Genomic DNA, 19,299 nt, shown 5'->3' with positions numbered 1-19,299 from the left:
CCGGACATGAGCGATTCGGTTATCCGCACCGACCACGGACCGGTGCGCACGCTGACCCTGAACCGGCCGGACGCGCGAAATGCGCTCAACCGCGACCTGATCCGCGCCCTGTATGCCGCGCTCAAGGAGGCCGACGCCGACGAATCGGTGTGCGCCGTCGTGCTCACGGGTACCGACCCCGCGTTCTGTGCGGGTGTCGACCTCAAGGAGGCGGCCCGCGACGGGATGAAGTACTTCGAGGAGTTCAAGTCGCGCAGCTGCATTACCGCCGTCGCCGAGATGCGCACGCCCATCATCGGCGCCATCAATGGGGCGACGTTCACGGGAGGTCTGGAGCTGGCGCTGGGTTGTGACTTCCTGATCGCCTCGGAGCGTGCGGTATTCGCCGACACCCACGCCCGGGTCGGAATCCTGCCCGGTGGCGGGATGACCGCGCGGCTGCCGCAGGTCGTCGGCGCGGCGATGGCACGTCGCCTGTCGATGACCGGCGAGGTGGTCAGCGCCGCGCACGCCGAGCGCATCGGGCTGGTCACCGAGGTGGTCGCCCACGCTGACCTGATAACGCGGGCCATCGAACTAGCGGGTCACGTCGCGGAGGTTCCCGGCCCGATCATGTTGGGCCTCAAGGAGATCTACGTACGTGGCACGTCGGCGGCTGTCGATCCGGCACTCGCCGCCGAGCGCGATATCGCAGGGTCCCAGGAACACGACCTCGCAGGTCTGGGTGATCGCTTCGGCGAGGTCTCGGCACGCAACAAGTCGCAGCTCACCGCGGCGTCGAGCTCGCAGCTCGATACGGCGTCAAGCGACGACGCGACTTAGGCCTGGCGCCGCAGGATGAACTCCACCGTCGGTCGGCCACCGAAGTCCGGGTGCGGCGCCGTGGACATATCGACCTGGACGCGTGCCTGCTCGACGACCGGCGTGTCGGGGTCCAGCACCGTCAGGTAGGTCTCATGCGCGGTCAGCGATGCGACCGCGACCTCGACGAAGCCGTCGACCGTCTCACCGTGGGTGCCATCCGGACCGTGCTCGAACAGCCACCGCGGCTTGGCCGGCTGCTCGGCGCCGATGGCGTCGTACGCGTCGACGACGGCGTTGGCGAACTCGATGTGATCGCGCTGATTCGGTAATCCCGGCGCCCACTGCGGCCCGCTGTAGATGGTGATCACGACGTCGGGCACGCACTCGGTGATGGTCTCGGTGATGCGGGCACGCAGTGCGGCGGTATTGCGGACGTCGCTGTCGGGGAAGTCCCAGAACCGCACGTCGTCGACGCCGACGACGGCGGCCGATCGGATCTGCTCACCCTCACGCAACGGGCCCGCCTGCTCGGGCGGCATGCCCTCGATACCCCGCTCACCCCTGGTGGCCAGGGCGTAGGTGACCGTGCGGCCCTGCGCGGTCCACTTCGCGACGGCGGCACCGGTGCCGTACTCGGGATCGTCGGGGTGCGGAACGAGGACCAACGCGGAGTGCCAGTCGGAGGGAAATGGCTGCAGGCTCATGCGAGTACTCCATGGATGACGATGGCCGTGGTCTGATCGACCCAAGCCTCGTCGAGTGCACGGTCGGGCTGCAACAGAAGCCGCAGCATCGTCGCGCCGCCAATGATCTCGATGAGCCGCTCGGGGTCGACGTCGGCGTGCACCTCCCCGCGCTCCACGGCGTGGCGCAGGCGATCCCGCACGACCTCGAACAGGCCGACGAAGCGGCTCATGACACGGGCGTTGAGATCGGAGTCGGCCGCCATGTCGGCGATCAGACCCGGTAGCGCCGCGCGCACCACGGGGCTGATGAACACGTCGCGGGCGGCGGAGATCATGGCTCGCACATCGCCGGCGATGTCACCCTCGGGCATTGCCAGTGCCGACGGCGCGATCGGGAAGGCCGCCTCGTGCACCAGTTCGGCCTTGCTCGACCACCGACGGTAGAGCGCGGTCTTGGTGGTTCCGGCCCGCTCGGCGACCGCGGCCATCGTGAGGTTGGCATAACCGATTTCGACGAGAAGGTCCGTCGTGGCGGCAACTATGGCAGCGTCGATCCGAGGGTCGCGTGGGCGGCCCGCAGTCGGGATTTGCCTCTGCTCATCGCGGCCGCGGGTCTTGTCATCCGCAGGTGCGTCTGCTTTCATAACGCTACTCACCGTATCGTAATTTCTGAGAGGGCGACACTGTGGTCAATGAACCGGCCGTCGAAGACGTCAGCCGCTTGCATCGCTCATCCCGGGACGTCAGCGTGCTCCCGTCGGTGCTGTCGCAATGGCTGTCCACCTGCATTCCCGGCGAGGTGACACCTGACGTGACCATCGAGAGCGGCGTCGAGTCCAACGGGATGTCGTCGGAGACAATTCTCCTGACCGGACGGTGGGAGGCGGACGGCAAACCAGTTGAGGAGCACTGGGTGGCGCGAGTCGCGCCCACCACCGAGGACGTCCCCGTCTTCCCGAGTTACCGGATGGACCATCAGTTCGAGGTGATCAGGCTCGTCGGCGAGCTCACCGACGTGCCGGTCCCCCGCGTCCGCTGGATCGACGACGAGGGTGCGGTCCTGGGCACCCCGTTCTTCCTCATGGACAAGGTCTCGGGTGTCGTGCCGCCCGATGTCATGCCCTACACATTCGGCGACAACTGGTTCGCCGACGCTCCCGCCGAGAAGCGCCGCGAGCTGCAGGACTCGACCGTCGAGGTGCTGGCCAAACTCCACTCGATCCCCAATGCCGAGCAGACGTTCGCCTTCCTGTCCGAGGTCGATCCGCCCGGTGACACCGCGCTGCGTCGGCACTTCGGCTGGCTCAAGGACTGGTACGAGTTCGCGGTGCCCGATATCGGCAGCTCACCGACCGTGGAACGCGCCCTGGCCTGGCTGGAGGACAACTTCCCCACCGATGTGGCTGCCTCGCCGTCGGTCCTGGTCTGGGGCGACTCACGGATCGGCAACGTGCTCTACGAAGACTTCCGGCCCGTCGCCGTGCTCGACTGGGAGATGGCGACCGTCGGACCGCGCGAGCTTGACGTCTCATGGATCATCTTCGCGCACATGGTGTTCCAGGAACTCGCGGGGCTGGCCGGCCTGCCGGGCCTGCCTGATGTCATGCGCGAGGAGGACGTCCGGGCGACATATGAGAAGTTGACCGGCGCCACGCTGGGCGACCTGCGCTGGTTCTACATCTACTCCGGCGTGATCTGGTGTTGCGTGTTCATGCGCACCACCGCCCGCCGGGTGCGGTTCGGCGAGATGGACAAACCCGAGGATGTGGAGTCGGCGTTCTATCACGTGTCGCTGCTTAAGCGACTGATCGAGGAGGACAGCTGATGCTCGGCCCCATGGACGAATTCCCCGTCCACCAGCTTCCGCAGCCGATCGCCTGGCCGGGATCCTCGGACCGCAACTTCTACGACCGCTCGTATTTCAACGCCCATGACCGCACCGGCGACATCTTCGTCATCACCGGCCTCGGCTACTACCCCAACCTCGGGGTAAAGGACGCGTACTTCCTGGTACGACGCGGGAATGAGCAGACGGCCGTGCATCTGTCCGACGCGATCGATCAGGACCGGCTCAACCAGCACGTCGGTGGTTATCGGGTCGAGGTCACCGAGCCGCTCAAGAAGCTGCGCATCGTGCTCGACGAAACCGAGGGCGTCGCAGCGGATCTCACCTGGGACGGACTGTTCGACGTGGTGCAGGAGCAGCCACACCTGATGCGTCAGGGCACCCGGGTGACCCTAGACGCCCAGCGGTTCGCTCAATTGGGTTCCTGGAGTGGCTATCTGGAGATCGACGGCGAGCGTATCGACGTCGATCCTGCCACCTGGGTCGGCTCCCGCGACCGGTCCTGGGGCATCCGGCCGATCGGTGAGGCCGAACCGGCAGGCCGGCCCGCCGACCCGCCGTTCGAAGGCATGTGGTGGCTGTACGTGCCGATGGCATTCGACGACTTCGCGCTGGTCCTCATCATCCAGGAGGAGCCCAACGGCTTCCGCTCACTGAACGACTGCTCGCGGATCTGGAAGGACGGCCGCGTCGAGCAGCTCGGCTGGCCCAGGATCAAGATCCACTACCGATCCGGCACTCGCATCCCGACCGGCGCCACCATCGACGCCACCGCCCTCGACGGCACCCCCGTCCGGTTCGACGTGGAATCCAAACTGCCCGTGCCGATCCACGTCGGCGGCGGTTATGGCGGCGACGCCGACTGGATCCACGGCGTATGGAAGGGCGAGAAGTTCACCGAACGGCTCACCTACGACATGACCGATCCGGCAGTCATCGGCAGGACCGCGTTCGGCGTGATCGACCACGTCGGCCGTGCCGTCTGCACCGAGGGCACCGCGGCACCCGTCGAGGGATGGGGTCTGTTCGAGCACGGCGCATTGGGCCGTCACGATCCCTCCGGCTTCGCCGACTGGCTCACCGTCGCGGAGTAGCTCACACGACAGAAGGGGCACCCGCGCGGCGCGGGTGCCCCTTCTGTCGTGTGGGTCAGCGTCCGTTGCCGACGGTCGAGGTGACGGCACCGACGGTGGCCTGCTGCTGGATGTCCTGGATCCAGCCGTGGTGGGTCGAGTCGGCGGCGGCGGGGCCGGCCAAGCCCAACAGAGCGGCGGCGAAACCGGTGGCAATGATGCTGGCGAATCCGAACTTCTTCATGATGATCCCTCTTCCTTGACTGCTTCTGCGGTTGTCTGACACGTAGAACTAGCAGGTCAAGGGATCCATTTCCGTTGGCAGCAATTGACCGACGGCTGGCAGGAATCAACCGCGCCGGGGGTAATCCTCACGCCACGGTCAGCGCCAGTACCGCTGCGCCGACCGCCTCGACGAGGAAGTAGAACCAGTTGGGATAGAACGACGTCCGGTCGCCGAGAAGCACGGACACGATGCGCCCGAACGCCATCCCGGCCAGCGCGGCGGCGACGGTGATCACGATGCCCACGCGCACGTCACCCGTGAGTGTCGCGGCCAGCGTCAGGATCGCCGCGATGGCGAGCCCGAAGCCGCCGTAGACGGCGCGGACCTCAGCCCGTGACGCGGGTCCGGGCAGTACCGTGCCGAACGGCCGCACCAACGCCGCCGGCGCGGCCAATCCGTACAGACCCATGCCGAGGAACAACACAGCGACGACCACTACGACGATGGTGCCGGTCACGATAGCCTCCTTGAGAAATGGCAGGAGGCCAGCATGCCAAGCGAATCAGGCGCGACGCTTCCACAAACCTGCTGCCCCACGGTGTGGTTACGCCCCGGGGAGGCGCTGTACGCCGGGCCGGGACTGAATCTGTCGGCCCACTCGGGCTCGGTGTGGTGCCTCGCGGTCGGGGTCGACGCTCCGCTGACAGTGACCCTCGACGACGGCGCACGTGCGGTCTCGCGCAGCGTGCTGATCCCGCCCCGACTCACCCATCACCTCGCCTCCGACGGCCGCATCGTGTCGCTCTACTTCGAGCACGGATCGCGGTGCGCGCGAGACTCGTTCACCGACGGTGTGGGGCCGCTCGCGGTCGACCACATCGAGGAGACCGGCCTCGTCGTGCCGCCGACCGACGACGCCTCGGCGCAGCGGTGGCGTGAACTCGCCGCACCGGCGGGCGGCGGCACCGTGGATCCACGAATCGCCGCTGCGTGCAAGCTGATTCGCGAGGATCCCGCCGCGGCGGTGAGCACCCTGGAGCTGGCAGCCCACGCGGCGCTGTCCGAATCCCGGTTCCTGCACCTGTTTCGGCAGGAGGTCGGAACCAGCGTGCGGCGTATCGGATGTGGGTTCGCCTGGTACACGCCGGCTCGGCGATCGCACGGGGCGACAACCTGACCGCCGCCGCCGCGAGCGCGGGCTTCGCCAGCCCGTCGCATCTCTCCGACCGCTTCAAGTCCACGTTCGGCCTGACCGCCACACAGCTGCTGGGCACCGGGGTGACCGTCCGCACCTACGCGGTCTGAATCTCGCTCTCCACCGCAGCGGGCGGGGCGACCCTGGCCGCCACGCGACCGAACACCATCGACTCCTCGATCCGGTCGAACCGGTGATCGATGAGGTCGAGCACGTAGTTGTGCCGGACGTGCCACGGCCGCTTGGTGCCCGACCTGGGAAGCGCGTGCGGGGCACGCTTGATGTAGCCGGCGTCGAGGTCGAACGTCGGCTTCTCCTTCATCGGCACATTGCCGAGGTGCGGATAGGCGTGGGTGTAGCCGTGTTCGCCCATATAGGCCAACAGCTTGGCGACCGCGCGGGCGGTCATGTCGGCGCGCAGCGTCCAGGACGCATTGGTGTAGCCGATGCACCATGCCATGTTCGGCACGTCCTCGAGCAGGTACTCCTTGTAGACGAAGCGATCGGTCGGCTTGATCTCGGCACCGTCCATGCTCAGTGAGATGCCGCCGAGCGCCTGAAGCTGCAGGCCCGTCGCGGTGACGATCACATCGGCATCGATGCGGTTCCCCGACTTCAGGACTATGCCCGAGGCGTCGATGTGGTCCACGTGGTCGGTCACCACCTCGACGCGGCCCTCGGCAATCCCCTTGTACAGATCGCCGTCGAGGATGACGCACAAGCGCTGGTCCCACGGCTTGTAACGCGGCTTGAAGTGGGTATCGATGTCATAGCCCGCGGGCAGGTAGCGCAACGCGGTGCGCCGAACCAGGTCGGTGAAGGTCTCCGGCGCCTTGCGCGCGACGACGAAGTTCAGCACGGTGATCACTGAGAACAGGAAACGGGCAATCGCGTGAGAGACGCTGCGCGGCAGCACCCTTCGGATGAAATCGAGGACCGGATTGATCCGCGACATGGACAACATGTAGGTGGGTGAGCGCTGCAGCATCGTGACGTGTGCGGCCTTCTCGGCAAGCGAGGGGATCATGCTGATCGCCGTGGCCCCACTGCCGATGACGACGATGCTCTTGTCGGTGTAATCCAGTGACTCGGGCCAGAACTGCGGATGCACGACGTCGCCGCGGAACTGCTCGATACCGGGGAACTCGGGCGCGTAGGGCTCGTCGTAGTTGTAGTAGCCGGTGCCGAAGAACAGGAAGCGGCCGCGGTAGACCTTCTCGGTTGAACCGTCTGGGCCACCCTGGATGGTGCGAACGGTCCAGGTGTCGGTGGTTGAGTCCCAGTCCGCGGACTTGACGTGGGTCTCGAACCGGATGTGATCGTCGATGCCGTACTTGCGCGCCGTACCGGCCAGGTACTCGCGGATATCGGCACCGTCGGCCATGTTCTCGCGCCGCTTCCACGGCTCATACGCATAGCTCAGCGTGAAGATGTCGCTGTCCGACCGGATGCCCGGGTAGCGGAACAGGTCCCACGTGCCGCCGACGCGCGCGCGGCGCTCCAGGATGGCGTAGCGCAGCCTCGGGTTCTTCTCGTGAATTCGGTACGCAGCCCCGATACCCGAGATACCGGCACCGATGATCAACACGTCCACCGTCTCCGCTGCCTCAGTGGCCTCGGCATCCCGTCGCTCAGTGGCGTCCATGGCGAACCTCCTCATCGTGGTCCCGCGCCGTACCACCCCACGATAGGGCGTCAGCCCGCGAGGGCGTCAACGATCTGCGCCAACGAGTCGGCCTCGATGGGCCCTGGCTGGTAGATGCACACCTGATCGGCGACACCGTCGATGCGATCGACGATGTGCGCCGCCACCTCCTTGGGCGTGCCGCAGGCGGCGATGGTGTGCAGCACGTCGTCGTCGATCAGGGTGCCCATCTCCTGCCAGCGGCCCTGCTTCGACAGCGCACGCAGTTCGGGCTGCAGGTCACCCCAGCCGTGCACGTCCAGGACTGGCTTGTAGGCCGGCGTCGAGCCGTAGAAGGCCAGCAGCTGGCGGGTCGAGGCGTGGTCCGGGTTCTCGTCGCTGACGACCGACACGATGACCTCGGGAACGATGGCCAGATCCTCGCGAGACCGCCCCGCCGCACTCAGCCCGTCGTCCACACCGAGCATCGTCACCTCGTGCAGGAATCGCTTCGACCCGAACGGCATGACCAGCAGCCCGTCGGCCACCGCGGCGGTGGCCCGCGTCAGCCGGGGCCCCAGCGCGCCCAGGTAGATCGGCGGCAGCTTCTCGGGCATGGTCCGTGGCGCGAACGTGGGTGTCATCAGGGTGTGGCGGTAGTACTCGCCCTGGAAGTTCAGCGGCTCGCCGGTACTCCACGCCGCGAAGATGGCCCGCAGGGCACCGACGAGTTCGGTCATGCGGTGCACCGGTCGGTCGAACTCGGCGCCGAAGCGCTTCTCGATCTGCGTGCGGATCTGGGTGCCCAGCCCCAAGGTGAAGCGGCCCCCGGAGAGCAGCTGGTGGTCGATGGCCTGATGGGCGAGATGAATCGGGTTGCGGGGAAAGGCGATCGCCACATTGGTCATCAGGTCCAGCCCGCCGACCGTCGACGCCAGGGTCAACGGCGCGAACACGTCGTGCGGCCCCTCGAAGGTGAACACCCCGCTCGCACCCGCGTCGCGCAGCACCCGGGCCCTCTCGATGGCATCGGTCGGGCCGAACAACGCTGTCATCACCTTCACACCATGAGAGCCTAGTGAGGTGAACATCCCAGCCAGGGCAGAGGTGGTCGTGGTGGGCGCGGGTTTCGCCGGATTGTCGGCGGCGCGCGCACTGGACCGGCGAGGTCACGACGTGCTGGTGCTCGAGGGCCGCGACCGGGTTGGCGGCAGGGCACACACGACGACCGTCGCCGGTGTTCCGGTTGACCTGGGCGCCACTTTCGTCGGACCGACGCAGGACGCCGTCACGACACTGGCCGCCGAGCTGGGATGCCAGACGGTGCCCACCTACAGCCAGGGCAAGAACCTGATCCGCTGGCGAGGCCGGGTGCGCTCCTACCGCAGCACCATCCCGAAACTGTCCATCCTTGAGCTGCTTGATGTCTCACGCATCCAATGGCGGTTCGAGCGGCTCAGCCGACAGGTGCCGTTGGCGGATCCATGGACGTCGCCGATCGCGAGCCGACTGGACGACGGGACGCTGGAGGATTGGCTGCGCTCGGTGCACGCCAGCGCCGCGACCCGCGACCTGATGGCGGTCATGTCCAGGGTGACATGGGGGTGCGAGCCCGATCAGGTGTCGATGCTGCACGCCGTGCGCTACGTCAAGGCCGCCGGGGGCATCGGCCCGATGCTCGACGTCGAGAGCGGCGCACAGCAGGACCGGTTTCCCGAGGGCACGCAGCAGATCGCCACACGCATGGCCGAGGCCCTTGGTGAGCGTGTGCATCTGGGCACACCTGTGCGGCGTATCGAGCGCACCCCCGACGGCGTCGTCGTGCACTACGACGGCGGCGTGACGACGGCGCGGGCCGTCGTGGTCGCAATCCCGCCGCAGCACCGCGGTGCGATCGACTTCGATCCGGCGCTGCCCGACGAGTACGCCCTGCTGGCGAAGAACTGGCCGCAGGGCAATCTGAGCAAGGCGTACGCCGCATACGATAAACCGTTCTGGCGCAATGACGGACGGTCTGGGGAGGCCCTCTCCGACGAGGGGCCGGTGTTCATCACATTCGACGTCAGCCCCGGCCGTGACGGTCCCGGCATCCTGCTCGGCTTCACCGACGCGCGCACGTTCGACCCGCTGCCCGCCGATCAACGCCGCGAGCAGGCGCTGGCGTGCTTCGCAACGCTGTTCGGCGAGCAGGCCCGCCACCCCATCGACTACGTCGATCACCGGTGGGGAACCGAGGAGTTCTCACCCGGCGGGCCGACCGCGGCAGTGCCCCCGGGTTCCTGGACGCGGTACGGGCGCTGGCTGCGCGCACCGGTCGACGGCATCTTCTGGGCTGGTACCGAGACGGCCGACACCTGGACCGGATTCCTCGACGGCGCGGTGCGCTCCGGACACCGCGCGGCCTCCGAGGTCGAGGGCTATCTGTCGACTACGAGCTGAGCCGGGTCTGGCGCACCGAGTCGACCAGGCCGCGCAGGTGCGCGTTGACCTCGTCGGGGCACTCGAGGATTGAGCAGTGCCCGCCGGGCATCTCGACGAACGCCGCCAGGTTCGGCGCGTCGGCGGCGATGCGGCGCGACGCGCCGATGGGCAGCAGCCGATCCCTGCGGCTGCCGATCACCAGTGTCGGCACGACGAGGTTGGCCAACGAGATGTGCTTGCTGCCAAGCCCATCGACGAGTACTCGGGCCCAGCCGCCCCGCCCCGCGGGCGGCGTCTCGGCGAACAACTGAAAGATGAAGTCGGTGACCGACGGGTCGGCGTCACGCCCGACCGCCAGCGCGGCAACGAACCGCCGGCTCTGCTGCACCGACCCGGGCAGCAGCGGTGCGGAACCGAGTCGCTTGAGCAGTAGACCGCCCGCGGCCACGCGACTCGTCGCCAGCGGCCGCGGCACCGGAATGAACTGCACGTCGCGGAGCAGGTCACCGGTCGTCGTGTTGATGAGGGCGACCGCGTCGGCGCAGTGTCGGACACGCGCCGGGTATCGCTGCGACCACGACGTGATCGCGATACCTCCCATCGAGTGGCCCGCGATGACGGCGCGCTCCCCCGGCGCGAGCGTCGCGTCCAGGACCGCGTCGAGATCGGCGGCCAGGAAGTCCAGGCTGTAGTTGCTGCGATCACCCCGGCGTGGCGGCACGCCGCTGCGACCGTGGCCGCGGTGGTCATAGGCGATGACGCGGTAGTCCCGGGACAGGTCGGTGATCTGATTGGCCCATACCCGGATAGCGCACGTGATGCCGTGGGCCAGCACGATCGGATAACCGTCCTCGGGTCCGAAGACCTCGGCGTGCAGTCGGGTGCCGTCCGCCGAGCGGACCAGCACGGGTCTGCCCTTCGGCAACGCGTCCACCGGGGCGTACGGCAGCAGATGCCTCACCAGGGATCCTCCGATCTGCCGCAGCGCCCTTGGCGCGGCCCGAGAAGTCTAACTAGGTCGACTTGACGTGTGTCAAGAGTGTGCCGACTTTGCGGAGTCCCGCAGCCGACAGATGCCGTTGGGCTACCGGCAATGCCTGGTTCATCCGGCGAGTCGCACCTCCGGGCAGGGCGTTCGGCATCCAGCCGGTGAATTCTTGGAGACCAATGGACTCTCGACTCCACCAATTGCCTGCTCGCCGATCCCACGGCCCTAAAGTGCCTCTGCCACCGGGACTTTGGTGGCTAGTCGAGGGGGTACGCCTCAGCTATCTTCTGCCTGTCATTCTTTCCTGCCGAGCCCCGGGGGCCACGTTGAAACTCCGCACATCCACTTCGCTGACTGCCGCGGCCTGCACGCTGTGCATCGTCGCCGCGTCGGGCACCATGGCGCCACAGGCGATCGCCGCGACGCCCGTGGGGTCGGCCGTCACACCGACGGTGTCCCGCAGCTACGAGCTGACCGCTCTGCCGAGCCCGCTTCTGCTCGCCAGCCTCTCGCTGGGTTCGGCGGGCGCTCCACCCGTCATGGCGCTGGGACGTGCCGCCGCACCCTCGGTTCAGTCGTTTGCGGCACCCGCCGCCACCGTCAACGAAGTCCTCGCGCTGGCCAGCCTGCCGGTGCAGAACCTGTGGACCGTCCTGACCACCCTCGGGCAGCTGACCAACTTCGTCACGCCGCTCAACAAGGCCATGGCACTGGTCGCCACCGGTCTGACCACCGGCAACTGGAACGTCGACGCGATCACCGCCCAGGTGCAGGCCGCCATCGACGTCACCATCACGGCCATCCGCAACATCATCAACCTGCCGGCCACGATCATCAACACTGACATCCAGGCCATCAGGGACGTCCTCAACCCGACGGCGCAGGCGGGGCTCGCCCCGTTCGCGGCGGTTGCGGCTGCACCGAACGTCATGGCCGTCCAGGCGAGCAACCCCATCAACGACTTCCTCAAGGTGGCGAGCCTGCCCGCGCAGAACGCGTGGACGGTCGTGACGACCTTCGGACAGCTGACCAACTTCGTCACACCGCTCAACAAGGCCATGGCTCTGGTCGCCACCGGGCTGACCACCGGCAACTGGAATGTCGACGCCATCGGCGCCCAGGTGCGGGCCGCGATCGACGTCACGGTGACCGCGGTCCGCAACATCGTCAACCTGCCGGCCACGATCATCAAGCACGACATCGACACCATCGGCGGCATCTTCAACCCGCCGGCACAGGTGACGGCGAGGTCGGCCGTGCAGACACTGCGGACGACGACCACGCTCGAGGCGCCGCCGTCCGGTGCCGCCGACGGCGTCGCTGCCGACGATGCCGCCGCCGCGGGCAAGGAGAAGCACAGCTGGGAGTCCTTGCAGAATGCGGTGCGCTCGGCCTTCGCATCGGAGGTCGCCGCGTTCGACGGGACCCTGCCGGCGGCAGTCCAGACCCCCGCAGAGGACGCTCCCGCCAAGGACGCCCCGGCCGAGGGGACTCCCGTCAAGGATGCCCCGGCCAAGGACACCGAGGCGAAGGACCCCAACAAGGGCGAGACGACCAAGGACACCCCCGCCAAGGACGCCGATAAAGATCAGGCGGCCAAGGACGGCAAGGATTCCAGCGGCGACAAGAAGGCCGACGACAAGAAGGACACGGCCAAGAAGGCGGACGACAAGGACACCGCCAAGCACGACACGGCCAAGAAGGACACCGCCAAGCACGACACCGCCAAGAAGGACGGCAGCAAGGACAAGGACTCCGAGAAGTCTGCTGCTGCCTGATCGAACCGACGAGAAGCGGCCCCCGGCAACAGCGCCGGGGGCCGTTTCGACGTCTGGAGCCGATGCGGATCGTGATCGTCGCGAGCAGCCTGCCTTCGTCTAGCGCCGCCTCCCGGTCGGACACATAGCCGTCGAGCCGGATGAGATAGGCCACCGGCGTCGTAGCGACATCGCCGAAACCGTGTGCGGTGGCGAGGTTCCCGTCCGCATCGACCAGCGTCGCGCCGAACACCGCAGGGTAATGAACGCCACACTATGTGCCCATCACCCAATCATCCCATGTTTGGCAGTATGTCCTCATGAGCCTCCACGACCGACCTGCATTCCTTGGCGGTATCTCGTCGCGCCAGGCAGCTCAGTCGTGCTCGCCGCCCGAGCCACACGGACCTACACCATCTGAGGCGGCCCCCGCCTTGTCGCCGAACAGCTCGATCCGCGCCTTCCTCCCCCATCGCACACCCAAGGAGTCGGCCATGACTATCACCAACGCCGATCCGAGCGTCCATCGCTTGGACGGCGAACACGAGACTCCCAACGTTGCAAAGCTATCCGCACGTTTCGTGCACGAGGCCATGCCGTTCGCCGACGAACTAAGCCGCAAAGCCCGATCCTTGACCCACAACAACGCCGATGCCGAGGATCTAATGCAGGAGACGCTGCTCAGGGCATACGCCGGCTTCGCCAACTTCCAGAGCGGCAGCAACATACGCGCCTGGCTATACCGCATCCAGATCAACACGTGGATTAACCTCTACCGGATCCGCACCCGTCGCCCCGACGAATGGCCGACCGACATGATCACCGACGCCCAGATGGCGCGTGAGCCCCGGTGCGGTTCATCGCGGACGCGTTCGGCGGAGGACGCCGCCCTCGAGGAACTGCCCGACGACGAAGTTACGGCCGCTTTGCAGCAGCTCCACGATCACCAACGAGTCGTCGTCTATCTCGCCGACGTCGAAGGATTGCCCTACAAGGAGATCGCCAGCATCACCGGGACACCGATAGGCACCGTCATGTCCCGAATACACCGCGGACGCAAGGCCTTGCGCGTACTGCTCGACGATTTCGCCCACCACCAGGGCCACCTGCGCAACATTGCGACGCAGTCGACCCCGACACCACCAGGTACTGCGATCCGCACCCAGTGACCCACCGGCCGAGTGTCACCCCACACCGCTAAGGCGCCAGCCTACTGACCGAAACTGCCTTCCAATGCATGCGTTATCCAATCCAGCAGCGTCTCTGCTGCCTCGGCAGCGGCCTGCGGGCTGCCGACCCGAATGGCCTCAGCAAGGTCGACGTGCACGCGCAACCCGCGCGGCCTCGCGCTCGAGCCCCCGACGCGCCTCCAATACGTAGTGCGCATCCACCCGCTCGAATATCCGGACAGCGGTGTTGCGTTTGCTTCGCAGAACACCACGTCCGGGCCAGATGAGGAGTAGCGACGCGGTCAACCTGAACGCTTGTCGCCTGTCACTTCGCCCTCAGAGTCGACTCCCGGGGCGGATCGAGGGGCTTCGGACTCTTTGAAACCCTCTCTCCTACAGCAGGTTATGACCTCCAGCACGGCCGTCGTCACGCAGAGCCTGATAACCCTGATAGACCCGCTTGCGATTTGGGGTGTTGGTGATCAGGTCGGCGGCGCCGACGGGACGGCGACGAGCTTCACCGGACACAAATCGATGGCGCACTGGAAATTCGACTGTCGACTGTTTCTCGCCCCGAGGCTCGACGTCGTCGCGAGTGACGTCAGCGAAGGAGCGCACGACCCATCACCACGCGTTGGATCTGGTTGGTGCCCTCGTATATCTGAGTGATCTTGGCGTCGCGCATCATGCGTTCGACGGGGAAGTCAGTGGTGTAGCCGGCACCGCCGAACAGCTGCACGGCATCGGTGGTGACCTCCATGGCGACATCGGAGGCGAAACACTTGCTCGCCGACGAGATGAACCCCAGATCGCCCTCCCCTCGCTCGGCCCGAGCGGCAGCGCTGTAGACCATCAACCGCGCTGCCTCGACCTTCATCGCCATGTCCGCGAGCATGAATTGCACACCCTGGAAGTCGCTGATCGCCCTGCCGAATTGCCGACGGCCCTTGGTGTAGGCGATCGCAGCGTCAAGCGCTCCCTGGGCGATACCGACAGCTTGGGCGCCGATGGTGGCCCTGGTGTGGTCCAGCGTGGCCAGCGCGGTCTTGAATCCCGTTCCCCGCGCACCGATGATCCGGTCTCCCGGGATGCGGCAGTTCTCGAAGTACAGCTCAGTGGTCGGCGATCCCTTGATTCCCATCTTGCGCTCCTCGGGCCCAACGGTGAATCCCTCGTCGTCGATGTGAACGGCGAACGCCGAAATACCGTTGGCACCCTCGTCGGGGTCGGTCACCGCCATCACCGTGTACCAGGAGGACCTGCCACCGTGGGTGATCCACGCCTTAGAGCCGGTGAGGATCCAGTCATCGCCGTGCGACTTTGCCCGGGTCTTCATGCTGGCGGCGTCGCTTCCGGCCTCACGCTCGGACAGCGCGTACGAAGCCATCGCCCCATCGACGAGGTCGGCCAATATCCTCTTTTTGAGCTCCTCGGATCCACGCAGGATCAAGCCCATGGTGCCCAGCTTGTTGACTATTGGAATCAGCGAAGCCGAGGCGTCGACGCGCGCCACCTCTTCGATGACGATGCAGACAGCCACCGAGTCTGCGCCCTGACCGCCGTACTCCTCGGGCACGTGCACTGCGTTGAAGCCCGAGGTGTTCAGCGCGTCGAGGGCCTCCTGCGGGAAGCGCGCGTTCTCATCGACGTCGAAAGCGTGTGGTGCGATGTGCCTCTCCGCCAGAGCGCGAATTGCTGAACGCAGGTCCTGATGTTCCTTCGGCAATTGGAACAGATCGAAGGTCGATCCGTTTGACGTGGTGCTCATGGTCTCTTTCTCGCGTCTGAGTGTCTCGTAAGCGGGGTCACAGCAGGGCCGTCACAAGTTGTCGTAGTTCGCGTGTAACGCAGGGCGACGCGACCATCAGATCGCACGTTGCGGCAAGATCGTCGCCGCTGGTCCACTTGGGCAGAGTCTCCGCTGCAAAACCAAGCTGAGCGAGCATCGAGACAATGCGTCCCTGCACGAGTTCTGCCTCCCGCACGGCGACCTTCGTCGCCGACGGCGGTTCGGCCCGCAGATAGACGATGACTCCGCCGTCGGTCGTGATGCACTCACGGCACTTGTCGAACGTCAGTTGGCATTGGCAGTCGAACGCGAGAAGTGGGTCCCGGTGCGGACATTCGTTCAAGACGTACACCTTGGGGCTCGCGTCGGGGGTAGCGATGCCGATGTAGACCGTATGCCGTCCACCGGTCAGCCGGTCTTCGAAGTCGACTGCTCGGATAGCGCGTGCGGGGGCTTCGACCACTCTCGACAGTGTCTGCCTTATCCTGTCGCCCCGTACGCCACCGTGGTACAGGCAGTAGTGAACGACGTCATCTACGTGCACCACCGGCAGTCCATTGGCATGAGCGAAGGCATCGACCTCGTGCCCTCGAAGGAGGTCGCCGTCATCGGCAAGCACTGCAGCGGTCAACCCCACCGGCGGGAGCCCGGCAATGCCGCAGAGGTCGACCCCCGCTTCGGCGCTACCCGGGTGTTCCAGTACCCCCCATCGAGCTGTCCGAACTGGGAGTAGGTGACCAGGCCGCACCAGATCCTCTGGCCGCGAACTCGCACTTGCCAAGACGCGCGCCGTGCGGGCTCGGTCGGTCGCACTGATGCCGGTACCGACTCCGCGCGCCGCGTCCACCGCGACCGCGAATGACGCTGATACATCGTCATCCTCATCGTTACGTACCATGGCTGGCAGATCTAGTTGGTCTGCTCGACGTCCGGGCAGGGCCGCGCACAGCAGTCCAGAAGTGACCCTGACCAACCACGCCGTCCAATGCGGTGTGGCATGAGCAGCCGCGATCAGCGCATCGGCCACGACCTGATCGCCAGTTCCGCTGACAACGAGCACCGGGTTGCCGCTGGCGAGCGCACCAGCCGCTCGTTCGACCACTTTTCTAGCCGCGCATCCCTGGTCCATCATGATTCACCACCCTGCGCAAGCACGCGAAAGCGACTGTTGTGGAATACAAGCGGTGACGACTCACCATTGACCGCCGCGGCCTTGACCTCCAGGAGGACGACATCGTGATCTCCGGCGGGGATGGACGTAGAGATCTCGCAGTCGAGCCAGGCCGAGGCGTCGGCGAGCAATACTGCGTCGGATTCCGTGGCGAACCAGGAGACCCCGGCGAACCGGTCGGCATTCTTGGCTGCAATCTGGCGGCAGGTGGCCTCGTGCGTCGACGCCAGGATCGAGACTCCGAGGTGCCGGCCACTCGACAGCGATGGCCAGGTCGTCGACGTGTGCTGCACACAGATCGACACCAGTGGGGGGTCCATGGATACCGGTGTGAACGAGGTGGCAACGATTCCGACTGGATGCCTTTCCCGCAGTGCGCATATCGCTGCGACGCCGGTCGGATAACGTCCGTACAGTTTGCGCAGCGTCGATGAATCCCGGTCCGGGTCGCCGGAGTGCACCGGATCGAGCTTGGTCATGGCGCGCACCGCAGCTCGATATGGCCTTGCGTGCGCGGACCTTGCGGCAGTGGCCTGGTCACCGGGCCAGTGCTGACGTGGCGCGAAATCGCTGGAGGACTCGGCATGTCGATTCTCCGTTCTAGTGAATGTCAGGCACTGGTCATGACCTCGAGCCGGACCTCGTTCATCGCGTCAGCTACCTCAGATGCCGTCAAAGCGCGCCTGCCGGGCGATTTCACCCTGTTCGCCCGCGTCGTACATTTCGTTGGCGAGGTCGCTGAATGAGGCAAGGACAGCGGAGCGCCGGATGGTGCCCTTGAGCGTCAACTCTCCTTCCGCGACTGATAGCGCACGCGGCAGGACACGAAACTTCTTCAACTGCAGGGGCCGGGCTAGACCGGAGTTGACCTCGTTGATCCAGGCGGCGAGAGCGGCATCGCGGTCCCGCTCAGACATGCCCCGTGCCTTCTCGCTGGGACCGATGAGCACGGTCAGGTACTTCCGGCCCTCTCCGACGACGATGGCCTCCTCGATGAGCGAACTTGCCATGAGCTGGGTCTCGATCGGCTGCGGGCTGACGGTCTTGCCTCCGCTGGTCTTCAGAACGTCCTTGAGCCGGCCAACGATCTTCACTTCTCCGTCAGCGGCAATCTCGACCAGATCGCCAGTGCGATACCAGCCGTCTTCCGTCGCCGCCGCAGTCGCGTCGAGATCGTTCACGTAGCCGTCGAACACAGAAGGGGCGCTGAGTTGTAGCTCGCCTTCGTGAGAAATCCGTATGGCCCATCGAGGGTCGGGCATGCTCTTGCCGATCGTTCCGGGCGCTGGAAAAGCCCGGTCCCATTGGGCAATCACGGAGCCGCAGGTCTCCGTCGTTCCGTACAGTTCTCGAAGGTCCAGTCCCCACATCTGCCAGAGGGCGGCCACGTCGGCAGACATGCTGCCCGAGGCAGTCCAGGTGACCCTGATGCGGTCCATGCCCACTCGTGCACGAAATGGGAGGAACACATGCTTGACGCAGATGCCGTGGAGACGGTCAAGTAACCAAGGGATCTCATGCCCCCGCCAATGCCTTTCGCCGACCCTGCGGGCGACCTTCATCGCCATCGAGTATTCGAGACGGAAGACGAGGCCAGATTCGGACAACAGCTGCAGCAGCTCACTGGCGAGCTTCTCATGCATTCTCGGCGGCCAAAGAGCGGCTGTCGGCCGCACTCCGACAAGCGCTTCGAGGCGTTGATCCATGGTGCAATACGTGACGACAAGCCTCGTCATGATCGGAGCGAAGACACCGATCAGAGCCGGGGCCACATGCGACAGACCGAGGAAGGCCACCAGGTCGTGCCTGACCCTGCCGATGTCCGGGTAGGACATGGCGAACGCAAGCACCGAGTACTGGAGAGTGCGGTGCGTGTGAATCACACCTTTCGGCGCACCGGTGGATCCCGAGGTGTAGAACAGCGCCGCCGGCTGGTCGACGTCGCCGGCCTCGACGAGATTTGCAAACAGCGCAGGTTCAATCAGAGCCCTAGCTCGACCGATATGGCGCAGTTTGTCCCAGCTCACGGCTCGGACGGTTGGCGGAAAGTTCTCGGGTTCGGCATCGACGCAGACCGCCGCACGCAGCCGCGGGAGGTCGGCCGCCACGGAGACCACCTTGGCCACGTCGGCCGCGGTCTCTGCGAAGACGACCGTTGCCTCAGAAGTTTCGAGTGCGTGCTTGATCTCTGAGGCCGAACTCGTGGGATACACGCCCACTGGGACGCCGCCCACACTCAGGATCGACAGGGCCGCCACCACCCATTCCCTGCGGGTCGAGGACACAATGGCCACCCGATCGCCGGGTTCGGCGCCGAGCGCGTAGAGGCCCAGCGTTGCCTGCCGTACCTCCTCGAGGTATTCACTCCAGGTGGTCGGGCGCGCGGCGCCGTCGACCCAGCTACAAAACGCGACGGTGCCCCCTTCACGCTCGGCTCGGTCGCACAACATCTGGGCGAAGGTCCGATTCACCGCTTCGAATCCCGACGTGCTTGTCAGCACGGGCACCGTGGCGTCCCTGCCGGGCGGAGAAGTTGACGCTTTCGAGTTA

The 19,299-nt window shown here is 66.2% G+C and carries 19 protein-coding genes; 8 read left to right on the top strand and 11 right to left on the bottom strand.

Translation table 11 applies throughout. From position 1 onward, the window contains the following. Nucleotides 1-6 precede the first annotated feature (6 nt). On the top strand, nt 7-822 hold the full coding sequence (locus tag ABIA65_RS17730) for an enoyl-CoA hydratase (protein WP_354524382.1): 816 nt from the start codon (nt 7-9) through the stop codon (nt 820-822). Here ABIA65_RS17730 and ABIA65_RS17725 read toward each other — a convergent pair. Both ABIA65_RS17725 and ABIA65_RS17720 read right to left on the bottom strand, forming a co-directional pair. Next, nucleotides 819-1,508, bottom strand: a complete 690-nt coding sequence (locus ABIA65_RS17725; protein WP_354524381.1) for a PIG-L deacetylase family protein — start codon at nt 1,506-1,508, stop codon at nt 819-821. The two genes, ABIA65_RS17730 and ABIA65_RS17725, sit on opposite strands and share 4 nt — an antisense overlap. Continuing rightward, nucleotides 1,505-2,134: a TetR/AcrR family transcriptional regulator gene (locus ABIA65_RS17720; RefSeq protein ID WP_354524380.1), complete on the bottom strand. Its 630-nt coding sequence runs from the start codon at nt 2,132-2,134 to the stop codon at nt 1,505-1,507. Before ABIA65_RS17720 ends, ABIA65_RS17725 begins: the two co-directional genes overlap by 4 nt. A gap of 41 nt (nt 2,135-2,175) precedes the next feature. Here ABIA65_RS17720 and ABIA65_RS17715 point away from each other — a divergent pair, with 41 nt between their 5' ends. Next, the gene (locus ABIA65_RS17715; protein ID WP_354524379.1) at nt 2,176-3,315 is read left to right on the top strand and encodes a phosphotransferase family protein; all 1,140 of its coding nucleotides are present in this window, start codon (nt 2,176-2,178) and stop codon (nt 3,313-3,315) included. Further along, a complete protein-coding gene (locus tag ABIA65_RS17710; RefSeq protein ID WP_241400283.1) occupies nt 3,315-4,430 on the top strand; it encodes an Rv3169 family protein in 1,116 nt (371 codons plus the stop codon). Before ABIA65_RS17715 ends, ABIA65_RS17710 begins: the two co-directional genes overlap by 1 nt. 55 nt (nt 4,431-4,485) lie before the next feature. Here ABIA65_RS17710 and ABIA65_RS17705 read toward each other — a convergent pair whose 3' ends face one another. Further along, nucleotides 4,486-4,653 (bottom strand): hypothetical protein, encoded by a 168-nt coding sequence (locus tag ABIA65_RS17705; RefSeq protein ID WP_241400284.1) that lies wholly within the window; start codon nt 4,651-4,653, stop codon nt 4,486-4,488. Between the two features lie 127 nt (nt 4,654-4,780). Further along, nucleotides 4,781-5,152 carry a DUF4345 family protein gene (locus ABIA65_RS17700; RefSeq protein ID WP_354524378.1) on the bottom strand — a complete coding sequence of 124 codons (372 nt, stop codon included), beginning with the start codon at nt 5,150-5,152 and terminating at the stop codon, nt 4,781-4,783. Nucleotides 5,153-5,185: 33 nt separating this feature from the next. Between ABIA65_RS17700 and ABIA65_RS17695 the strand changes: the two genes are divergently transcribed. Together ABIA65_RS17695 and ABIA65_RS17690 are read left to right on the top strand one after the other, a co-directional pair. Then, on the top strand, nt 5,186-5,812 hold the full coding sequence (locus ABIA65_RS17695) for a helix-turn-helix domain-containing protein (protein ID WP_354524377.1): 627 nt from the start codon (nt 5,186-5,188) through the stop codon (nt 5,810-5,812). Next, on the top strand, nt 5,758-5,940 hold the full coding sequence (locus tag ABIA65_RS17690) for a helix-turn-helix domain-containing protein (RefSeq protein WP_354524376.1): 183 nt from the start codon (nt 5,758-5,760) through the stop codon (nt 5,938-5,940). The genes ABIA65_RS17695 and ABIA65_RS17690 overlap by 55 nt, the downstream gene beginning before the upstream one ends. Here ABIA65_RS17690 and ABIA65_RS17685 read toward each other — a convergent pair. Both ABIA65_RS17685 and ABIA65_RS17680 read right to left on the bottom strand, forming a co-directional pair. Then, nucleotides 5,928-7,475, bottom strand: coding sequence for a flavin-containing monooxygenase (locus ABIA65_RS17685; RefSeq protein WP_354524375.1), 1,548 nt, complete (start codon nt 7,473-7,475; stop codon nt 5,928-5,930). The two genes, ABIA65_RS17690 and ABIA65_RS17685, sit on opposite strands and share 13 nt — an antisense overlap. A 50-nt stretch (nt 7,476-7,525) precedes the next feature. Beyond that, nucleotides 7,526-8,545: a TIGR03617 family F420-dependent LLM class oxidoreductase gene (locus ABIA65_RS17680; RefSeq protein ID WP_354524374.1), complete on the bottom strand. Its 1,020-nt coding sequence runs from the start codon at nt 8,543-8,545 to the stop codon at nt 7,526-7,528. Here ABIA65_RS17680 and ABIA65_RS17675 point away from each other — a divergent pair. Further along, nucleotides 8,538-9,893 (top strand): flavin monoamine oxidase family protein, encoded by a 1,356-nt coding sequence (locus ABIA65_RS17675; RefSeq protein ID WP_354524373.1) that lies wholly within the window; start codon nt 8,538-8,540, stop codon nt 9,891-9,893. The genes ABIA65_RS17680 and ABIA65_RS17675 overlap by 8 nt on opposite strands. On the opposite strand, the gene ABIA65_RS17670 is transcribed toward ABIA65_RS17675, so the two are convergent. After that, a complete protein-coding gene (locus ABIA65_RS17670) occupies nt 9,883-10,836 on the bottom strand; it encodes an alpha/beta fold hydrolase (protein WP_241400288.1) in 954 nt (317 codons plus the stop codon). The two genes, ABIA65_RS17675 and ABIA65_RS17670, sit on opposite strands and share 11 nt — an antisense overlap. A 353-nt stretch (nt 10,837-11,189) precedes the next feature. Between ABIA65_RS17670 and ABIA65_RS17665 the strand changes: the two genes are divergently transcribed. Both ABIA65_RS17665 and ABIA65_RS17660 read left to right on the top strand, forming a co-directional pair. Further along, entirely contained in the window at nt 11,190-12,641 is a 1,452-nt protein-coding gene (locus ABIA65_RS17665) for a hypothetical protein (RefSeq protein ID WP_354524372.1), read from the top strand. A gap of 473 nt (nt 12,642-13,114) precedes the next feature. Continuing rightward, entirely contained in the window at nt 13,115-13,789 is a 675-nt protein-coding gene (locus ABIA65_RS17660) for a sigma-70 family RNA polymerase sigma factor (protein WP_354524371.1), read from the top strand. Between the two features lie 601 nt (nt 13,790-14,390). Here the strand turns inward: ABIA65_RS17660 and ABIA65_RS17655 are convergent. The 4 genes from ABIA65_RS17655 to ABIA65_RS17640 form a co-directional block, all read right to left on the bottom strand. Then, entirely contained in the window at nt 14,391-15,557 is a 1,167-nt protein-coding gene (locus tag ABIA65_RS17655; RefSeq protein ID WP_354524370.1) for an acyl-CoA dehydrogenase family protein, read from the bottom strand. 37 nt (nt 15,558-15,594) lie between these two features. Further along, the gene (locus ABIA65_RS17650) at nt 15,595-16,680 is read right to left on the bottom strand and encodes a 3,4-dihydroxy-2-butanone-4-phosphate synthase (RefSeq protein ID WP_354524369.1); all 1,086 of its coding nucleotides are present in this window, start codon (nt 16,678-16,680) and stop codon (nt 15,595-15,597) included. Nucleotides 16,681-16,706: 26 nt separating this feature from the next. After that, nucleotides 16,707-17,228, bottom strand: a complete 522-nt coding sequence (locus tag ABIA65_RS17645) for a flavin reductase family protein (protein WP_241400293.1) — start codon at nt 17,226-17,228, stop codon at nt 16,707-16,709. Between the two features lie 183 nt (nt 17,229-17,411). Continuing rightward, nucleotides 17,412-19,256, bottom strand: coding sequence for an AMP-dependent synthetase/ligase (locus tag ABIA65_RS17640; RefSeq protein ID WP_354524368.1), 1,845 nt, complete (start codon nt 19,254-19,256; stop codon nt 17,412-17,414). Between the last annotated feature and the right edge of the window lie 43 nt (nt 19,257-19,299).

This window comes from Mycolicibacterium sp. 624, assembly GCF_040548615.1.
In the GTDB taxonomy this organism is placed as follows: Bacteria; Actinomycetota; Actinomycetes; order Mycobacteriales; family Mycobacteriaceae; genus Mycobacterium.
The sequence above is the reverse complement of the archived record's forward strand: the minus strand, read 5'-3'. Positions and strand labels throughout refer to the sequence as shown.